We start from the raw sequence: 18,083 nt of genomic DNA on the forward strand, positions 1-18,083 counted from the left end.
CATACCCAGTCACTTTATTGGCCCCGCCATTCGCACCGCTTCCACCTGTATCCACTACAGTGATTTTGTCGATATTACTAAGCGGACTTGCCACTCGTTTGGCATACTCCGGAAGCATTCTCAAGTTCGGCACGCTGGGCTTCCTTCAAAGCTTCGGCACGCTTGATTCGCGTTTCTTTCTCTGCTTCTGCGGTAGCTATATCGGCGTCCCTCTTCACTTGTGCAATCCTTGGTTTACCGAGCGATTCAAGATATCCATTTTTGTCCCGAACATCTTTTATAGTGAACGATACGATGATGAGTCCCATTTTAGCTAAATCCTGAGAGGCTACCCTTTGTACTTCCTGGGAAAACTTTTCGCGGTTTTTATAAATTTCCTCGACTGTCATCGACCCAAGGATGGAACGAAGATGCCCTTCCTTGTAACAGGGGATATATTACGGGATAAATTAAAGGATTTATATACGGTATATGGAGTATCCATTAAACCCAAGTGTTGCTGGGAGAAATAATACCTAAAATTGTATCTTAAAAATATAAATTTTTTATGTATCAATACCGATTACTCCATCCTAGCTTTTATTTCGAAGAATGAAGAAGAATGGAAAAAATAAGATACTGTCTATTCAAGAAAGGATACTTCTTAGTATCGTAACCTATTGATAGAACTATAAAAGCCAGTCTCTTAAAAAAGAACTGGCAAATTTCTCTATTACAATTCTTTTTGCTCCTAAATATCTTTTTTCCAATAACTATTATCCATAGAGGAAATGCTTACACCATTTGATGAGGATCTGTGTATGAATTGATTACCACAGATATAAATACCAGCATGTGGGGCACCAGGTTTTAGGTTTCATAAAAGACCAAATCTCCAACTTGTGGTTTGGACTCCTTTGTCCCCTTAAACAGCCATTGCCCCGTGAGCTATAGCTCTTTTTTACGAGTTTCTTCTATATATAAAGGTTTTTTAAAATCAGAGCGTTCGTTTAATATTAATTATGGAAAAAGGCAAAAATATTAGCTGAGAAATTTTAAATGATTAAAATGTTAGCAAAATACCTTCCGAAAAAGTATACGGATATAAACAATTATTCTGTTTTTTGTGTAGAGCCCCTATTTTATTACCATATTGTACAAACAATTTTCAAGCCATTTATTAGCTATAAAGCTGCATATGGTTTGCTATGGGGTCCATAATGGTTTTTATTGATTGAGTTTAATGTATAGGAGAAATTTTGGGGTAATAGGGAAGAGGTCCATTTTAACCTCCTCTCTATCGAGCTTTATTCTGAGAGACTTTTCAAATGATTAATAGCATGAGAAAGAAATTCAGTTTTACCAAAGCTGCCTGATTTTAAGACAATTAACATATGGCGATCTAACGCCAATCCAGAAGGTAATCCAGTTTCAATTTCTTCCAATACATAATTTCCTTTTATGCCCAATTTACGAGTAACTGTTCCTGATGTATCGCCGCCTGCTACTACTAATCTCTTTAAACCAGTTTCATCTACTATCCGCTCTGTAACATCAGATAGTGCTGCTGAGACCATTTTACTTATTAATAGAGGATCAATTTTCTTTTCCTGACCTATCACCTTAGTTTGTAAAACAATTTCCGGTCTATTATCAGCCATGATCAAAACATCTTTTCCTTGTTTTAGTAGATTTTGAGCTTCGATGACCAGCCTTCTAATTTCTTCATCGCACTCAACCGATGAAAAGACTTTTCTGGAGTCAAGGACCATGCATGGAACTCCGGTAGAAATAAGATGTGCTGTCTGTACTCTTGTTTGTGGAGTTAAGCTACCGGAAATCACAAGTACTCCGTGTTTGTCATTGATGTCTAAGTTCTTTACTGGACTTTCTACTGGATTTCGATATAAAAACTTTGGTAACTCTTCTGCAATAGCCGAACTCCCGCATAACACTTTATATTCATGAATTGCCTCAGCCACTATGGTTAAATCTGATTGTGTTTCACTATCGATAATACAATAATTGAAATCCTTCCGTACTACCTCAATTGCTTCTCGTAAAGCTGTTGCGCCTTGTCTTACTATATTCAAGTCTATAGATGTTACTTTCCTGGATGTTTGTTTTTGTAAAATCGAAACAGTGTTTGATTCACGCATAGGATGTACAGGATCATTTGCAAACTCTGACTTTTCTAGAAGGTTACCATGCACAGTATGGACTCCACCGACTGTTTGTCTACCATTTTTAGGAAAAGCCAAACTGATAACAGCAAATTCTTCACCAAGTGCATCTAGCATTGCGTCGAATTCTTTTCCAATATTCCCACGAAAAACCGAACATGTTTTGTTAAAGTATAAAGAACAGCCTATTTCTTGCAGTTTTTTAGTAGCTTTGTATACTTTTTGATAACTTAAATCAAGTGGATCTAGTCGACTATCTGTATCAATAATAATGACATCAGAATCTACTTTAACATTCATCTCTTCATCAAACGTCTGAACTTTCGCTGTATATTTCCCCTTACTAAACATAAGTCCTATGTCATTTGCACCTGTTGTATCATCAGCTACAACTCCTATAAATTCTCTCATTTCTATTCCTCTTTTCTACCTTCTATCGTCCTTCTGTGACAATGTGGATATTATCTACTTACTGCTTATTCAGATCTTGCTACTTTATCAACCCTTCATCTAAACATTCGTTTCTAAAACAAACTAATGAAAGCATAACAGTGGTTTCATAACATTCAAGTTGTATGTATAATTCCTATTCGATATCCATTCCATAATCTGCTGTTCGTATAATAGAAGGCTTTCAATTATTTTTTTTTCTTGTCTTGTAAAAAGAATCTTCTAGAAAACTTTGGACAGTTCTTTCGGGAATCATTTTAAGCTGGACACCGGATTCTTTAGCTTTTAATATCATTCGACAAGCCATTTCTAATGTTTCTAATCTCATTTGGGCTTCTGATACCGAATCGTCGAATACAACAACTCCGTGATTACGCATAATAATAATATTCGCATTTGGTGCTTGTTCTGTTATTGCTTCAGCTAATTCCTGTGAGCCAGGATGATAATAATCTACATAGGCGATATCTTCTAGATAATACATTGTTTCTACAAATAACTCAGAGAGGATCGGCTCATTACTACATGAAAACAAAGTTGTGTAAAATGGAGAAGAATGCAGAATTGCTTTTGCATCTTTACGCTGCCGGTAAATACCTAAATGCATCGGAGTTTCTTTAGAAGCTTTTCGTATTCCCTCGATCTGTCCCGTATCAATCTGGCAATCGACAAAATCGTCCTGACTAAGATTAGCCATATATGTACCAGAAGCAGTAATAATCATTCGATTGGAATCGATACGGGCACTTATATTACCCGATGTTCCCCATGCTAGTTGATTTGAAATGAGGTAATGCCCTGCATTAATAAGTTGCTGCTTTTCACCCACATAAGAACCCCCTTATAGTTTAATGCCATCCAAATACCTGAATTCACTTAGTTTTTAAAGGTTGATAATCTTATTTCTGTTTCAACAAGTTTCCTAATTCATGAAGCTTACCGGTGCGAATCATTCAAATGTTGTTCCTACCTGGTCTCTAATAAAATTTGCCAACGAATGAACCAATTAGTACACCAAGTTGGTAGTTAGCAATATTAATCCACTCTCCTTCTAATTGAGGAGAAACTAACACTTCCGAGAGTAATTGAACTAACCTGGAAGATCTTGATCTCTATATATAATTTATAATAATTCATGAAATTAATAAAATATTATTTTTCCATAAAACATCATCAAATTTTTCTATAATTAACAAAATAGTAATTATACTTAAAAAAGGTATCCTTATTAAAAAATCAGTAGATTCCGTCTTGTTATTTCCTGGAAGAATAATTGTTGAACTCACTGTAAATCCAGGACAAAATGCAGATTCTATTCAATCATTTTATTAATGAGATTCTTAATGAATTTGTATCTGGATAGATTGTATAGTGCAAAGAGTTATAGAAATTTTTAATGAGAAATCATTTCATTTTACTATTTTAATAATGTCTCTTATGCGTTATATACTATTGTTAGTATATTACAATTCAATCATATGAATGAAAACTGAAGGTTTAATGATTGGTGTAGAGTACAATAAAAAAATCAGAGGTGGAGTGTGAAACATGGGACTAAACAAATCCTTAGCTAAAGTAGTGGTAGAAATTAATGAAACAGCAAACAAATTTCAAGCAAGCATTGTCATTAAAACTGACGATAAAACTATAGATGCTAAGAGTATCCTTGGTTTAACCTATACTGTAATTAGCTCTAATACATTTCAACTTGAAATTCATGGAAAAGATGAGGAAGAAGCAAAAAAAGCCATGTCTCATGTCTTTTGGAAGAACAATCTTCCTGTTGAGGTTGTATAAATTTCTTCACCCCCTAAAAAATTTAAATATAGGAGGAAACACGAATGGATACTATCATTAACCAATTTAAGGATATTCCAACTACTTGTATTTCTGATGCTATGGAAGGGCTTAACAATTTTCATCCTGCTATCAAACCTTTGAAAGAGAAATATAAGTTTGCAGGAAGGGCATTACCTGTAAAAATCCCCGTAGGTGATAATCTCTCAGTATTAAAAGCAATTAGAGAAGCAAAGCCGGGAGATGTTATAGTGGTAGATTCTAAAGGAAATGAATATCGTGGAATTGCCGGAGATTTTGTTGTGGGTATGGCACAAACACTTGGCGTTGGTGCATTGGTAGTTGATGGAACTATCCGAGATTGTGTAGGTATTAAAGATTTAGATTTCCCTGTTTTTTGTAGAGGCACAACCGTTGCGGCAAGTGGAAAAGCTGGTGTGGGAGAGATCAATGTACCAATTTCCTGCGGCGGTGCTGCTGTTAATCCAAGAGATATCATCGTAGGGGATGCTGATGGCGTCGTAGTTATACCACAGCAGTCAGAAAAAGAGATTTTACGTATCGCTATGGATAAATTAAAAAAGGATCAAGAACGGGAAGCAAATATTTCCGGCAACCCTGAAGCTATAAGAAAGTATTTGGATTCTTTTATATCTAATTCTTCTAACAAGTAATAAACAAGGCCTCACTTCTCGTTTTTCGACATATTTGTTTTCCCCGCTATTATGACATGAAATGCTGGAAACATACGAAAAAGCCAAGGCTTAAGCAAGCACTTGGCTTTTTGTTTATCTTACATCACTTAGATAAAATTTAAATTTCGTTTATAATTTTCCATAGCACTCTTTAAAATCATTACCTTGAAATTACACAGCTATAACAAATCATAAAATGTATTTTTTACCCTAATGCTTAAATTCACATGAAAGACTAAATTACCAAGCGATTGAAATAGCCCCTGTAATCAAGGCAAACACTATGAACATTAGTGACAATATAGTAACCGGGACAAGAGCGTAACGTTGGAATTGTCCTAAATCTCTTCTTACAAGCTCTAGCAACACCCATAATGGAGCAGATGTTGGCCCCATAGAATGGAGTGGTTGCCCAATTACTCCAGCCCTCGCTATTTCCATAGGACTAATCCCATATTCGGAAGCTGAATGGGCAAGAACAGGCAAAGCCCCAAAGAAGAACGCGTCATTTGACATCAGGAAACTTAATGGCAAACTGATTAATGCAACAATAATCGTGAAGAATGGTCCTAATGAATCAGGAACAATGGTGAGAAGGTCTGAAGCCATTGAATTCACCATTTTTGTTTCAGATAAGATACCTGTAAAAACCCCAGCACCTAAAACCAACATGACTACAGGTACAGCATGACTGGCATTTTCTTTAATTACGCTTTTTTGTTCAGTAAGATTAGGATGGTTGACTGAAAGGGCTATTACAAAACCTACCATAAATAGTACAGGTAGTGGTGCTAATCCTAGTATAAGTGCCACCATAAGAGTGAGTGTTAGTAGGAAGTTAAACCAAACTAACTTGGAAGTCACAGGTTGATCTTCAGCAATACTAGCTGCCATTTCTTGATTAGTTTTCATTTCTTGGATGGTTTTTTCTATTTTTATGATACCAATTCTTTTTCTCTCCATTCTTCCCATTACATACGCTGTAAGAATAATCCAGGCTGAACCGCATAGAATTGCAGGAATTATTGGTTTAAAATATTCTGTAGCATCAAGTCCTAAGACACTGATTGCCCTTGTGGCAGCTCCTCCCCATGGTGTCATGCCTGAAATGGTCCCTAGTGACATTACTGCTATCGTAGCCAATACTAAAGGATTGATACCTATTTTTTTATAAATCGGCAACAAGGCCGAACATATAATCATGTAACTAGTGGTTCCATCTCCATCCAAAGCCACTAATAATGCTAAAACGGCTGTCCCTATCACAATTTTTACTGGATCACCTTTGGCTATTTGTAATATTTTTCTGGAAACTGGGTCAAATAAACCTGCATTCATCATAATGCCAAAATATAAAACAGCGAACAATAGAAGTACAGCAGTAGGTGCTACAAGCTTGATCCCTTCTAACATCATAGGACCTAACTCCATACCATATCCTCCTAATATGGCAAATATAATTGGAGATACAATAATAGCTACAAAAGCAGACATACGATTGGTCATAACTAAAAACATGAAAAGTATAATAGTAGCAAATCCTAATATAGATAACATTATTTACCTCACTTTTAATGTATTTGTTTTAATATCACCATTGAATTTCTAGTCTTTACAAAGAACAAAGAGCTAATATACGAAGTGTATTGATAAATTGTATGTCTATTTACGTAATCGATCTTCTACTTGCTCATTTGGATAATAAATTATCATGCGCATTTATGTAAGCGCATTCATTAAGTGCTTTCTTTAATATCCTATTATAATTTTCTATAACACGAGGTGATAAAACTTTTATTTCATGACTAAATATGAATTTGTTGATAGTGGACGTTTATACCTTAACTAACACTTGTTGTTAAGCAATTTTGATTTTTAACTTAGAGGCATTTTACAAAACCAGCTCACATTTATATACCTCTATATTTATTGTTGAACACACCTCCTTAAAAAAGGAGGTGGTGATATTGAGATACTTCAAGAAAGAACTGCTCTTCACAAAGGCTTCTCTTTTTCTTCTATATAGCTGTCCATCCACCATCTACACGGATTGTTTCCCCTGTAATAAAATTAGCCATATCAGAGGCTAAAAATAGCACAGCACCTGTTACATCATCCGGTTTGGCCAATGTTCCCAAGGGAATACGACTTAATACATCCTGGTAAAAGCCTTGATCATCAAACATAGTTTTCGTAAAGTCAGTTTCAATAAAGGTCGGAGCAACTGCATTCACCTTAATTTGGTGTTCAGCCCATTCGATCGCCAATGCCTTTGTCAACTGTACGGCCCCACCTTTACTTGAGCAATAGGCTGCACGTTTGATATAGCCTACAAAAGCCATTTGCGAAACGATATTAATGATCTTACCTGCAGTACGTTGTTCAATCATATGCTTACCCGCTCGTTGTGAACAGAAAAAGGTTCCTTTTAGGTTCGTATCCAACACACGATCCCAATCCTCCTCCGACACTTCCAATGTCGGTTTAGGAATGTTGATGCCAGCATTATTGATAATCACATCAATCCAGCCTAGACGAGAAACTGCAGAGTCTATCATGTTATATATTTCGTTAACGTATTGTATATCAGCTGTTAGATAGAAACAATTAGGATTAAGCTCTCTTAGTTCTTCCGTCGTTTTACTGAGATCCGCTTCGTTCCTACCTGTAATCACAACATCCGATCCCAGTCTAGCGAAAGCAAGAGAAATATCTTTGCCAATCCCTTTACTCCCACCGACTACTAGAACTTTCTTCCCTTTTAGTTCAGAAAAATAATTCATTTTTTCCCTCCCATTTATCCATCATTAAAAGATGAATAATATGTCTGATATAACGTGTAAGATTAGATGGTGACTAAGGAAGGTGTCTCCACTAAACCGTATGCTTCTTCATAAATTTTTTGGATTTCCTTTACTGTCAACCATCTTGGATTATTATTAAGCAAACGATCTACTTTACTTGCTTCTTCAGCTAGTGCAGGAATATCAGATGGAGTTACTCCTACATCCTTTAGACTTGCAGGAATACCTACATCCTCAGATAATTGAGCCAGTGCCTGAACAGCACGATCCGCAGCTTCGCGTAGAGATAACCCTTCCACATTTTCCCCCATTGCTTTAGCGACTTCAGAAAATTTCTCTAAATCAGCAACCGCATTATATTTCATGACAAATGGTAACAAGAGAGAATTGGCCACACCATGCGGAACTTTAAATTTTCCACCAAGAGGATAAGCGAGGGCATGAACCGCTCCAACCCCTGCATTCCCTAGAGATATACCAGCAAGTAAGCTTCCCATCGCCATGTCTTCACGTGCTTTTAAATCCTTTCCGTTATAAACGGCTTTTCGAAGAGAACGGGAAATCAGCTTAATCGCTTGCAAGGCAATGCCATCTGTTAATTCGTCTGCGCGAATGGCCGTGTAAGATTCAACAGCGTGAACAAGCGCGTCCATCCCCGTCGCTGCCGTAACGGCAGGTGGTAGCGTTAAGGTCAGCTCTGCATCCACTATAGCTACCTTAGGAAGTAAATAAGGACTGACGATTCCCTTTTTCACCATGTCACGGGTATCTGTAAAAATAGCATTATAGGTAACTTCTGAACCTGTACCGGAAGTTGTCGGAACTAGAATCGTAGGCACTCCAGGGTTTTCTATTTTTTCAATCCCGACCATGTCACGAACATTCCCCTTGTTCGTTAGCATCACGGAAAGGACTTTGGTTATATCAAGGGCACTTCCGCCTCCAACCCCAATAAGTAAATCGTATCCTTTTCCTTCCATATGAGTTACCATCTGTTCTAAGTTTTCAAAAGGAGGCTCCGGAACGACATCATCAATTATATCTGCTTTAAAGCCTAGGGCCGCCAATGGCTCCGTCACTTTGGACAGTAATCCCGTTTGGCGAATAATCTTATCTGTTATGATAATGACTTTAGTTGCATTCAACTTTTTGGCTTGTTCTCCAATTTGTGCAATAGATCCTGTTCCTGTAATCAACGTATCCGCTGTGCGAAAATAAGTAATACTCACGATATTTCCTCCTTATCCTAATTTAATTCCTACAAATTTAATCTCAGTCATATCTTCGATAGCATACTTGACGCCTTCTTTTCCTACACCACTTAATTTCACGCCTCCGTATGGATAATTATCCTGGCGATATGTAGAAGTCTCATTAATCCATACTCCTCCCGTTTCAAGACCGTCAGCAACTCTCATAGCGCGGTTAATATCTGATGTGAATACGCCTGCTTGCAATCCAAATACTGAATCATTAGCCATTCCAATAACTTCCTCTTCTGTATCAAATGGTATAACGGAAACAATCGGTGCAAACGTCTCTTCACATACCACTTTCATGTCTCGAGTAACATCGACAAGTACGGTTGGCTCAAGCAATGTCCCTTCCCGATTACCACCTGTAGCAAGCCTTGCTCCTGCTTTTACTGCTTCAGTGATCCAATCGTGAGCTCGTATTGCTTCTTTTTCACTAATCATAGGGCCAATATCTGTGTTTTCTTCCATTGGATTCCCGATCACCAATTTCTCTACTAGCGAAACATATTGATTTAAGAAGTCTTGATATACACCTTTTTGTACATAAATCCGTTGTGCAGAAATACAAACCTGTCCAGAAAAAGCAAATGCTCCACGCACTAATCCTGCTGCTGCCGCATTCACATCCCCATCATTGAAAATAATGTTCGGAGAATTTGATCCAAGCTCTAATGTCACTTTTTTCAATCCAGCTTTCTTGCGTAAATCAATTCCTACAGACGGACTTCCTGTAAATGTTACTTTGCTTATACGTGAGTCTGTCACTAAAATATCCCCTACTTCGGAACCGTTTCCAATTACTAAATTTAAAGCCCCTTCAGGCAGTCCTGCTTCTTCAAAAAGGTTAACGAGCATATATGCCGATAGTGGTGTTTTACTTGCTGGTTTTAAGACGACTGTATTCCCTGCAGCAAACGCAGGAGCTAATTTATGCAAAGCAAGATTTAACGGAAAATTGAAAGGTGTTATGGCTGATAAAACACCAATTGGATGACGGCGAACCATACCGATTCGATTTTCTCCACCAACCGCTGCATCCATAGGCACGAGTTCTCCTTCAATTTTTTTCGCTTCATCTGCCGCGAAACGTAGGACTTGTACTGCACGTCCTACTTCTCCTCTCCCATCACGAATTGGTTTCCCTGCTTCTAAGCCAAGAATTCTTGCAAATTCTTCCGTTCTTTCTTCTAACAAGTCAGCTGTTTTACGAAGAATGTCCGCTCGACGATAAGCCGGCATTTTTTTCATCGTCTCATGAAACGCTCGATGTGCTGATTCGATTGCTCTTTCGGCATCTTCTTGTGAAGCTAAATTTACTTTTCCAACTACTTCTTTATTAAATGGACTGATCACTTCCATGGTCTTTTCTTCTGTTTGTGTAATTGCTTTACCATCCACAAGTGAAGTAACTTTCATTAATTCAACATTTATCATAAACTATCTCCCTTTTTGATATTTCATCGATAATTGATTTCACGCTAATTTCAGGACTTGTTAATATAGGTATATCCGTTGTTGTAATATCAAGTGTTTCCAGTGCTCTTGCCATACTGAATTGTGCAAAAAGAATGACATCACAATCAATAGTTAACTCTTGTACCTTCCGATGGATTAACTCATCATGTTTCGTACGATCCCCATTTTGTAATGCCTTGAATGCTTCTGGGATAATAACCGTTTCAATCGAGACATCCTTCTGTCTTTTTGAGGAGATTTTTTTTAGTATTGTCGTTGTTGTTGGGCCAGCTGCTTCTACTGTCGCAATGACACCAATCCGAGTACCCATTCCCACTGCTTTTTCCAACATACTTAAATCTGCACTTAACATTGGTAAGTCAAATAAGTGGCTAATTTCTGCAACTACTGGAGTAAATGATGAACAAGTTAGCAGGATACCATCCACACCACTCATTACCGCTTTTTCTACCAAGTTCAATAAACGTCGAGCCATACCTTTTGTAACAATTCCTGTTTCATTTAATTCAAAAATAAGACTTTCATCCATAAAATTCACCAGTGTAACTTGTGGTGCATGAACTTGAAAAGCATCTAAAATTGGCTGAACTGAGTTCATCGTCGCATGGATAAGCCCAATTCTATAATCTTGACGTGACAAATTACTACCTCCTGATTTAATATTGAATTCGCTTCCAAATGTTTTTCAACAAAATAATGACTTTGAGCTTTTTTGAAAACCATTTGAAAATAAAAGCTATCATTGGTGTAAAATAAATGTATTATAATTATAGAAATAAATAAAATATTGATTTTCTATAATTTTCAATAGATATTTTCTATTTCAAAGGAAGGGATTTCCTCATGGATAAAAAAGACTGGCTTATTTTGAAAAAAGTATACGCTGAAAAAAATATTACAAAGGCAGCTGAGCTCCTATATATTTCTCAACCTACCTTAACGTACCGATTACAACAAATTGAAAAGGAATTTGACATTAAACTTTTTTATAGAGGAAGAAGAGGCGTTGTTTTTACAGAACAGGGGGAATTATTAGTTACATATGCCGAAGATATGCTTAAACAGCAGCAGGACATTGTAGAATTGCTGTGGAATTCTGGACATGAAGTACGTGGAACATTACGGTTAAGTGTTTCAAGAACATTTGCTTTTTATCGACTACCACAAATTCTAAAAGCTTTTAATGAAAAATTCCCTAAAGTTGAATTTCATGTTAATACAGGTGTAAACATAGATGTAGTTCAATCCATTTATAAACAGGATGCACATATTGGTATAGTGCGAGGTGAGCACAATTGGCCAAGTAACAATATAACATTTTCAGAAGAAAACATTACTATACTCTCATCCCAAGAAATTGACTTAACAGACCTTCCCTCCATGCGAAGAATTAGTTATAAGACTGATCCTACCTTGGAAATGGTCATAGACAACTGGTGGAAAGATAATTTTTCTAAACCTCCAATCAGCAATATGAATGTTGATAATGTCGAAATAGCCAAAAGAATGGTTCTTAACGGATTAGGTTATTGTATAGCACCCAGTATTGTATTAGAGAAAAACGATAAGTTACACAAAATTTTCCTTAGTGATACAACTGGCTCTCCAATCGTATGGAAAACACGCATCTTATATCGGGAAGAACTACTCGAATTAGGAATGGTAAAAGAGTTCGTCCATTTTATTCAGGAATATCATCGAAATTATTCTGAAAATTAATATCTCCAGAGACCTTTGTTATTAAATTTATAAGAAGTTCCGGTTATATATTAATTTATAGATTGCAAAGCTATCTATTCCTCTTCTACCTTTACTTTATTTTTAATCAAAGAAACACATGTGTTACAAAAGAATATTGATCATTTTTTTCCAAGGTGCTTAATATTAATGAGCATAAAGCTTAACGACCATATTCTTGATGCCTTTCTGATCGGAAATTTTCATACATCATACTAGTCATTTTCGGTCGGTCTGAGTGACTAGTATGATGTTTTTTAGTTACGCATATTTTTTACTTAAAGGTTCATTTTTAATATGGGACTGAAAAAATGAACAAGATACTTCTTATAAATAGAAACCTCTCATCTGACTATTAAAGGATAAGATATATAATACTTCATGCCACTTAGGTAATAACTATACAAACAAGGGGATATTAAAATACTTATAGTGAATAAAAAGTCATTTTAATTATTAAGAAATAGAAAAATTCAATCTAAAAATATAAAAAAAAAATATTTTATTAATTCCTAAGTTTATATTACATTAATACTATAAAGTTCATGCACTTCTTAGAACTCTTAGATTATTACCATACTTTATAAGAGAGAGGAATGTTAAGAAATGACTGTTTATCGTCTTGGTGTACTAGCTGGTGATGGAATTGGTCCCGAAATTGTAAGCGCTACAGTGGAAGTATTTAAAACTGCTGCATATAAAGTTGGAGTTGATATTGAATGGATTGACTTACCTATGGGATGGGAAGGAATTAAACAACACAACGACCCTCTTCCAAAGGTAACTACAAATGCGTTGGAAAACACTCATGGATGGATTCTTGGTCCACATGATTCTGCTGCCTACCCACCTGATCATAGAGTAAAACTCAATCCAAGTGGAGCACTTCGCCATACCCTTGATTTGTTTGCAAATATTCGTCCAGCTAAAACTATGCCAGGCATTACGAGCGTTGTGGGAGAAGCTGATTTGATTATTTTCCGCGAAAACACGGAAGGATTTTACGCAGACCGAAACATGTTTGCCGGTCATGGAGAGTGGCAAATTACGGAGGATGTAGTTGTCACATCGGGTGTGTTTACAAGGAAAGCCGTAGAACGAATTGCTCATTCAGCTTTTAAGATGGCCATGAAGCGTCGTAAAAAAGTAACAATTGTCCATAAAGCTAATGTTCTCCGATTAAGCACAGGCTTATTTTTAAAGGTATGCCGTGAAGTAGCCGAACAATATCCTGATGTTGCAGTAGAAGACTATCATATCGACGCAATGGCTGCTCACTTAGTCCGTCGTGCTAAAGACTTCGACATAATCGTAACAGAAAATATGTTCGGAGATATTCTTTCTGATTTAGCAGGTGAACTTGTAGGAAGCCTTGGGTTAGCACCTTCTATCAACTCAAACGAAAATCTGGCTATGGCTCAGGCAGCCCATGGTTCTGCCCCAGATATTGCAGGCCTTAATATAGGAAACCCAACAGGTATTATGCTTTCAACAGTAATGTTAATGGAATGGCTTGCCGAAAGACATAATGACGGAAAGATTGAAGAAATGGGTAAGTTGGTGGAACAAGGTCTTTATCAATCACTTAAAGACGGTATAAAAACAAAAGACTTAGGTGGTAATGCCACTACTTCTCAATTTGCAGAGGCTATTTCGGAAAGAATCATCCAAACTGTTTTAAATTAATATCATGATTCACACTTCCCGGATCTTTTCAAAGGTACAACTTTTGAAAGTCCGGGATTACTTATAGTTGTTATAGATATAGTTTGATAAAAGCCTGTTTCGAATAAGATTGATTTAACCAAGTTTTTTTATATTCTTTGCATCATTCTTTTATTAAAAAGTTTGATCATTTTTTTGTCTCTTCTACAACTAACCCCGTTTGATGAAGATCAACTTATTCAAAATAATATTTAGATAAACAAATCGTATATTAATAAAAAAAGTCATAATAGAAATACTATAATTGATTATTAGAGATTTCTATATCAATGGAAGGATAAGACATAGATATGGATTATAGAGACTGGGAAATAATAAAAGTTCTTTATCACCAAAAGAATATTACGAAAGCATCTCAGGTTTTGTTTATTTCTCAACCAGCTCTTACAAAAAGATTGAAACAAATAGAGGGAGATCTTGGTGTAAAATTATTCAATCGTGGTAGAAGAGGTGTGCATTTTACTCCGCAAGGCGAGTACCTTGCTGCTTGTGCTGAGGAAACTCTTAAGTATTATCTAAAAGTAAAAGATAATTTAAGCAGCATGAGTAATGAGTATACAGGGACACTAAGACTAGGAGTTTCTAATTTTTTCACTAAATATAAACTTCCTTATATTTTAAAATTATTCCAAGAACAGTATCCTCGTGTAGAAATCAAAGTAATGACTGGCTGGAGCAGTCAGGTGTATAAAGCTATCTATAATCAAGATGTTCATATAGGATTTGTTCGAGGAAATTATTATTGGAAAGAGCAGAAACACTTATTATTTGAAGAAAAAATGTGTATTTCATCGATAGAAGCTATTGATGTGAACAATCTTCCTAATAGGCCAAGAATTGAATATAAAACTGACTATGTATTAAAATCTCTAATTGATAATTGGTGGACAAAGAATTATACACAAGAACCGTTAATAAGTATTGCAGTCGATCAAGTGGATACTTGTAAAGAAATGGTGATAAATGGATTAGGTTATGGTATTTTACCTAGTCTAATACTTGATGGGATAAAAGGATTACATAAAATTGATTTAACAGATTCAAAAGGAGAGCCTATTTTACGTCGAACCTGGATGTATTATCATCAACAATCCTTAGAGTTAAATTTAGTGAGGGCATTTGTCAATTTTATAGAAGACTTAAACTTAAATTTAAATGAAAATAATTAGCATAAGGGAAATTATTAACGATTTCTAGCCTGTTCGTATAAAACAGTTTTAGTAAATCGTTTTTTTATTTAGTAAAGCTAATCTCCTATCTAAGTTTATTACCCCTTACCTCTCCCAAATTAAATTAATATAGTAAATAGTATCCATATTCATTTAGTCGATATTAACCGAAATGCTTCTGGTAAAGGAAACCTTGACTCTCAAAATATCCCTCGTATATTGAAACAGCTGAATTATAAAGGTATTATAACACCAGAATTCTTCAAGAATCATATAGTGCAACAAAAGAGGCCATTGAACACTTGTCATTAATAAAGTTAAAATAAAGATGTTTTAAGAAAATGTGGTTATAAAGGTGCTTTTAAGCATAAAAAAACGCCTATCAGATTGATAGACGCCTAAGATATATATTCTATAAAAGACGGAATACACAAAAGTCCAGCCGATGTGTAATTTCTACCCTTAACATTGCACTTAATCTTTGGTTCTAAAAAAATGAACTTCAACAATTAAATCTTTTCTATGTTCAGAATTGCTCCTTTTTCATTTGATCCAAACTCTGCTTTTCAAGCTTGGAGTTGATTTACGTAATCGTCAACCTTCTTGGTTGGACGATTATGCTTCTTTAAACGGTAACTGTCTCCGTTTATCAGGCCAAATACTATCTTCACACAGAGAACAAAGGCTAATTTTGACGAGTTTCTTCTATAAAAGATATCTCGTTCATTGAGACCATTTTCTAACATGGCTTGTAGTTGCCGTCCCTCATTTTGAACTTTGCTACTAACTCTTATGTATCCAAATCTACGAATATCTATTTTCCTACACCAACTTCTGCATTCCTTTCACTATCAAAAAAGTGATTTCATAAAAAAACAACCCATTCGTAAAAGTGTACTTTTACGAACTTCAGCAACAATGCTATACCGCCCATTTCCGAATTTTTTACGGTAAGAGAATTCAACTTAAAAAAGTCGATCTCCTCTACGTGAAGTGAACCCAAAAAGTCAAGAAAGACTTTATACTCCAGCTAACGTCTTCACTTAGATATCGAAAGAAAAACCGTCACCAAGTACGCCTTTCTCTTTGAGAATAACGTTTATATCTTAGATTATAATGAAACAGACCTTACAACTCTACAAACACTATGATGTTATGAGGTTTAAAGACCCCATAACCCAACATATTAAACCGGGTATGAGGCTTGGATTGGCTGCAAAGTCTTTAAACTTTATATAGTTGCTACTCTGGTATTTGCTTGTATTATCGAAGAAGGCTTTACTCCCATTGGAATCAACGATTGGTACACTTCTCCGCCTAATTGCTTTTTATGTTCAACCTTCGCCTTTTCGATGAGCTCAGGGTACTGCATTGCTTCAATAGCTGAGGCGGCAATGACTTTTCCTGCTAACAACATACCTTTGTGGGCAATGGAGGATTTTCCCTGGGTAACTAATTGCCAACTATGTGGCTGAGTACCAAAAGCACATGTTGTTACATAAATTTGCCCTGTAGGTACAATCCAGCTTACATCCCCTACATCCGTAGACGCTGCGATGAAGTCCGGTTCAAATAAATACTCGTTAACCTTATCCGATAGCACTTTTCCATTATTATTCCAGATTGCTTTCTTTTCTTCTTCTGAAAAAGTAGCTTGAATGGATTTAGAGAAATCAATCTCTTCTTGGGTATAAGATTCAGCACCAATTTGTGTGAAATGATTGTACATTAGAGAGCCCAAGGTGATGTTGGGGATCAAATCCGCAGAAGCTGCATCAAATTGAATGTCCACCTGTGTTCCTGTCATTAGGGCTGCTCCCCGGGCTACATTGAAAATACGTTCACTTATTTCACTTACTTGATGAATCTTAGGGGCTCGGATTTTATATAATACCTCAGCTTCCGCCTGAACAACATTAGGCGCAAAACCACCGGTGTTTGTTATCGCATAATGTAATCGAGCATCTGGAATGATATGCTCCCTTAAAAAATTGGCTCCCACATTCATTAACTCCACCGCATCTAAAGCACTTCGACCTAAATGAGGGCTAAACGAAGCATGGGTACTTACTCCTTTGAATTTAAAATAAACTTGGCTGGTAGCTAGCATTCTAGCATTATAGGCAAGATTCTCATCCCAAGGATGCCATGTAAACGCTATGTCCACGTCATCGAAGAGACCGGCTCTAGCCATATGCGCTTTTCCACCACCACCTTCTTCCGCAGGGCAACCGTAATAGCGCACGGTGCCTTTCAGTCCGTTCTGCTCCATGTAATGACGAATTGCAATGGCTGCGGCAAGCGATCCTGCCCCCAGAAGATTATGTCCGCATCCATGCCCGTTTCCACCCTCGACGATTGCTTCCCTGGCAGCAACCCCGGCTTTTTGGCTTAATCCAGATAGGGCGTCGTATTCTCCCAAGATTGCAATTACAGGTTTCCCACTTCCGTAGCTTCCCACAAAAGCAGTTTCAATGTCTCCTGCTTGTCGTTTAACCTGAAATCCCTCTTCCTCAAGCGTTGTACATAAAAGATCCGCAGACTGAAATTCTTCATATTTTGTTTCGCAAAATCCCCAAATTTTATCGCTTACTTCGACTAGTTTCTCTCTCTTTTGTTCGATAATGTTAGATATGGTTTCATGATAACTCATATATTTCACTCCACTTCTTTAAATAATTATCAAATTTGACTTACTTGAACAGTTTAAAATAGGCTTTTAAGGATTTAATATGGTTACTAGTGATTGCGTGTTCCATTCCCGACAGTCCCTTTCATTTGTTGAAGCACAAGAAAGGGGACTATCCCCATC

General features: G+C 36.4%; 14 protein-coding genes and 2 pseudogenes. 5 read left to right on the forward strand and 11 right to left on the reverse strand.

The features are described 5' to 3' along the window. Window positions 1-98 precede the first annotated feature (98 nt). The 4 genes and pseudogenes from BW986_RS28345 to BW986_RS28360 form a co-directional block, all read right to left on the reverse strand. Window positions 99-419 (reverse strand): annotated as a pseudogene (locus tag BW986_RS28345) (SPFH domain-containing protein); the annotation flags it as partial. Between the two features lie 311 nt (window positions 420-730). Further along, a complete protein-coding gene (locus tag BW986_RS31160) occupies window positions 731-826 on the reverse strand; it encodes an NlpC/P60 family protein (RefSeq protein ID WP_076373105.1) in 96 nt (31 codons plus the stop codon). A 460-nt stretch (window positions 827-1,286) separates the two neighbouring features. Next, entirely contained in the window at window positions 1,287-2,573 is a 1,287-nt protein-coding gene (locus tag BW986_RS28355) for a four-carbon acid sugar kinase family protein (protein WP_076373060.1), read from the reverse strand. Window positions 2,574-2,796: 223 nt separating this feature from the next. After that, on the reverse strand, window positions 2,797-3,441 hold the full coding sequence (locus tag BW986_RS28360) for a class II aldolase/adducin family protein (RefSeq protein ID WP_076373062.1): 645 nt from the start codon (window positions 3,439-3,441) through the stop codon (window positions 2,797-2,799). Window positions 3,442-4,160: 719 nt separating this feature from the next. On the opposite strand from BW986_RS28360, the gene BW986_RS28365 reads away from it, so the two are divergent. Together BW986_RS28365 and BW986_RS28370 are read left to right on the forward strand one after the other, a co-directional pair. Further along, window positions 4,161-4,409, forward strand: a complete 249-nt coding sequence (locus BW986_RS28365; protein WP_076373064.1) for an HPr family phosphocarrier protein — start codon at window positions 4,161-4,163, stop codon at window positions 4,407-4,409. Between the two features lie 44 nt (window positions 4,410-4,453). After that, window positions 4,454-5,083 (forward strand): RraA family protein, encoded by a 630-nt coding sequence (locus BW986_RS28370; RefSeq protein ID WP_076373066.1) that lies wholly within the window; start codon window positions 4,454-4,456, stop codon window positions 5,081-5,083. Window positions 5,084-5,344: 261 nt separating this feature from the next. On the opposite strand, the gene BW986_RS28375 is transcribed toward BW986_RS28370, so the two are convergent. The 5 genes from BW986_RS28375 to BW986_RS28395 form a co-directional block, all read right to left on the reverse strand. Then, window positions 5,345-6,661, reverse strand: coding sequence for a CitMHS family transporter (locus BW986_RS28375; protein ID WP_076373068.1), 1,317 nt, complete (start codon window positions 6,659-6,661; stop codon window positions 5,345-5,347). Window positions 6,662-7,122: 461 nt separating this feature from the next. Next, window positions 7,123-7,887: an SDR family NAD(P)-dependent oxidoreductase gene (locus BW986_RS28380; protein WP_076373070.1), complete on the reverse strand. Its 765-nt coding sequence runs from the start codon at window positions 7,885-7,887 to the stop codon at window positions 7,123-7,125. A gap of 62 nt (window positions 7,888-7,949) precedes the next feature. Next, on the reverse strand, window positions 7,950-9,137 hold the full coding sequence (locus tag BW986_RS28385) for an iron-containing alcohol dehydrogenase (RefSeq protein WP_076373072.1): 1,188 nt from the start codon (window positions 9,135-9,137) through the stop codon (window positions 7,950-7,952). A gap of 12 nt (window positions 9,138-9,149) precedes the next feature. After that, a complete protein-coding gene (locus BW986_RS28390) occupies window positions 9,150-10,598 on the reverse strand; it encodes an aldehyde dehydrogenase family protein (RefSeq protein ID WP_076373074.1) in 1,449 nt (482 codons plus the stop codon). Beyond that, window positions 10,585-11,280: an aspartate/glutamate racemase family protein gene (locus tag BW986_RS28395; protein ID WP_081395837.1), complete on the reverse strand. Its 696-nt coding sequence runs from the start codon at window positions 11,278-11,280 to the stop codon at window positions 10,585-10,587. Before BW986_RS28395 ends, BW986_RS28390 begins: the two co-directional genes overlap by 14 nt. Window positions 11,281-11,483: 203 nt before the next feature. On the opposite strand from BW986_RS28395, the gene BW986_RS28400 reads away from it, so the two are divergent. The 3 genes from BW986_RS28400 (at window position 11,484) to BW986_RS28410 (ending at window position 15,271) form a co-directional block, all read left to right on the forward strand. Then, entirely contained in the window at window positions 11,484-12,359 is an 876-nt protein-coding gene (locus tag BW986_RS28400) for a LysR family transcriptional regulator (protein WP_076373076.1), read from the forward strand. A gap of 624 nt (window positions 12,360-12,983) precedes the next feature. After that, window positions 12,984-14,063 carry an isocitrate/isopropylmalate dehydrogenase family protein gene (locus BW986_RS28405; protein WP_076373078.1) on the forward strand — a complete coding sequence of 360 codons (1,080 nt, stop codon included), beginning with the start codon at window positions 12,984-12,986 and terminating at the stop codon, window positions 14,061-14,063. Between the two features lie 329 nt (window positions 14,064-14,392). Beyond that, window positions 14,393-15,271, forward strand: a complete 879-nt coding sequence (locus tag BW986_RS28410) for a LysR family transcriptional regulator (RefSeq protein WP_076373080.1) — start codon at window positions 14,393-14,395, stop codon at window positions 15,269-15,271. A 689-nt stretch (window positions 15,272-15,960) separates the two neighbouring features. Here the strand turns inward: BW986_RS28410 and BW986_RS31055 are convergent. Together BW986_RS31055 and BW986_RS28415 are read right to left on the reverse strand one after the other, a co-directional pair. Beyond that, window positions 15,961-16,089: pseudogene (locus tag BW986_RS31055) on the reverse strand (recombinase family protein); the annotation flags it as partial. A gap of 413 nt (window positions 16,090-16,502) precedes the next feature. After that, entirely contained in the window at window positions 16,503-17,924 is a 1,422-nt protein-coding gene (locus BW986_RS28415) for a M20 family metallopeptidase (RefSeq protein WP_076373082.1), read from the reverse strand. Window positions 17,925-18,083: the final 159 nt, after the last annotated feature.

The sequence above is a fragment of the Peribacillus simplex genome (assembly GCF_900156045.1).
GTDB lineage: Bacteria > Bacillota > Bacilli > Bacillales > DSM-1321 > Peribacillus > Peribacillus simplex_D.

Bases quoted from the DNA above. Each gene is read 5' to 3' on its own strand.
- BW986_RS28355 (WP_076373060.1), bottom strand. From the start codon at position 2,573: ATGAGAGAATTTATAGGAGTTGTAGCTGATGATACAACAGGTGCAAAT.
- BW986_RS28365 (WP_076373064.1), top strand. From the start codon at position 4,161: ATGGGACTAAACAAATCCTTAGCTAAAGTAGTGGTAGAAATTAATGAA.
- BW986_RS28370 (WP_076373066.1), top strand. From the start codon at position 4,454: ATGGATACTATCATTAACCAATTTAAGGATATTCCAACTACTTGTATT.
- BW986_RS28375 (WP_076373068.1), bottom strand. From the start codon at position 6,661: ATGTTATCTATATTAGGATTTGCTACTATTATACTTTTCATGTTTTTA.
- BW986_RS28380 (WP_076373070.1), bottom strand. From the start codon at position 7,887: ATGAATTATTTTTCTGAACTAAAAGGGAAGAAAGTTCTAGTAGTCGGT.
- BW986_RS28390 (WP_076373074.1), bottom strand. From the start codon at position 10,598: ATGATAAATGTTGAATTAATGAAAGTTACTTCACTTGTGGATGGTAAA.
- BW986_RS28400 (WP_076373076.1), top strand. From the start codon at position 11,484: ATGGATAAAAAAGACTGGCTTATTTTGAAAAAAGTATACGCTGAAAAA.
- BW986_RS28405 (WP_076373078.1), top strand. From the start codon at position 12,984: ATGACTGTTTATCGTCTTGGTGTACTAGCTGGTGATGGAATTGGTCCC.
- BW986_RS28410 (WP_076373080.1), top strand. From the start codon at position 14,393: ATGGATTATAGAGACTGGGAAATAATAAAAGTTCTTTATCACCAAAAG.
- BW986_RS28415 (WP_076373082.1), bottom strand. From the start codon at position 17,924: ATGAGTTATCATGAAACCATATCTAACATTATCGAACAAAAGAGAGAG.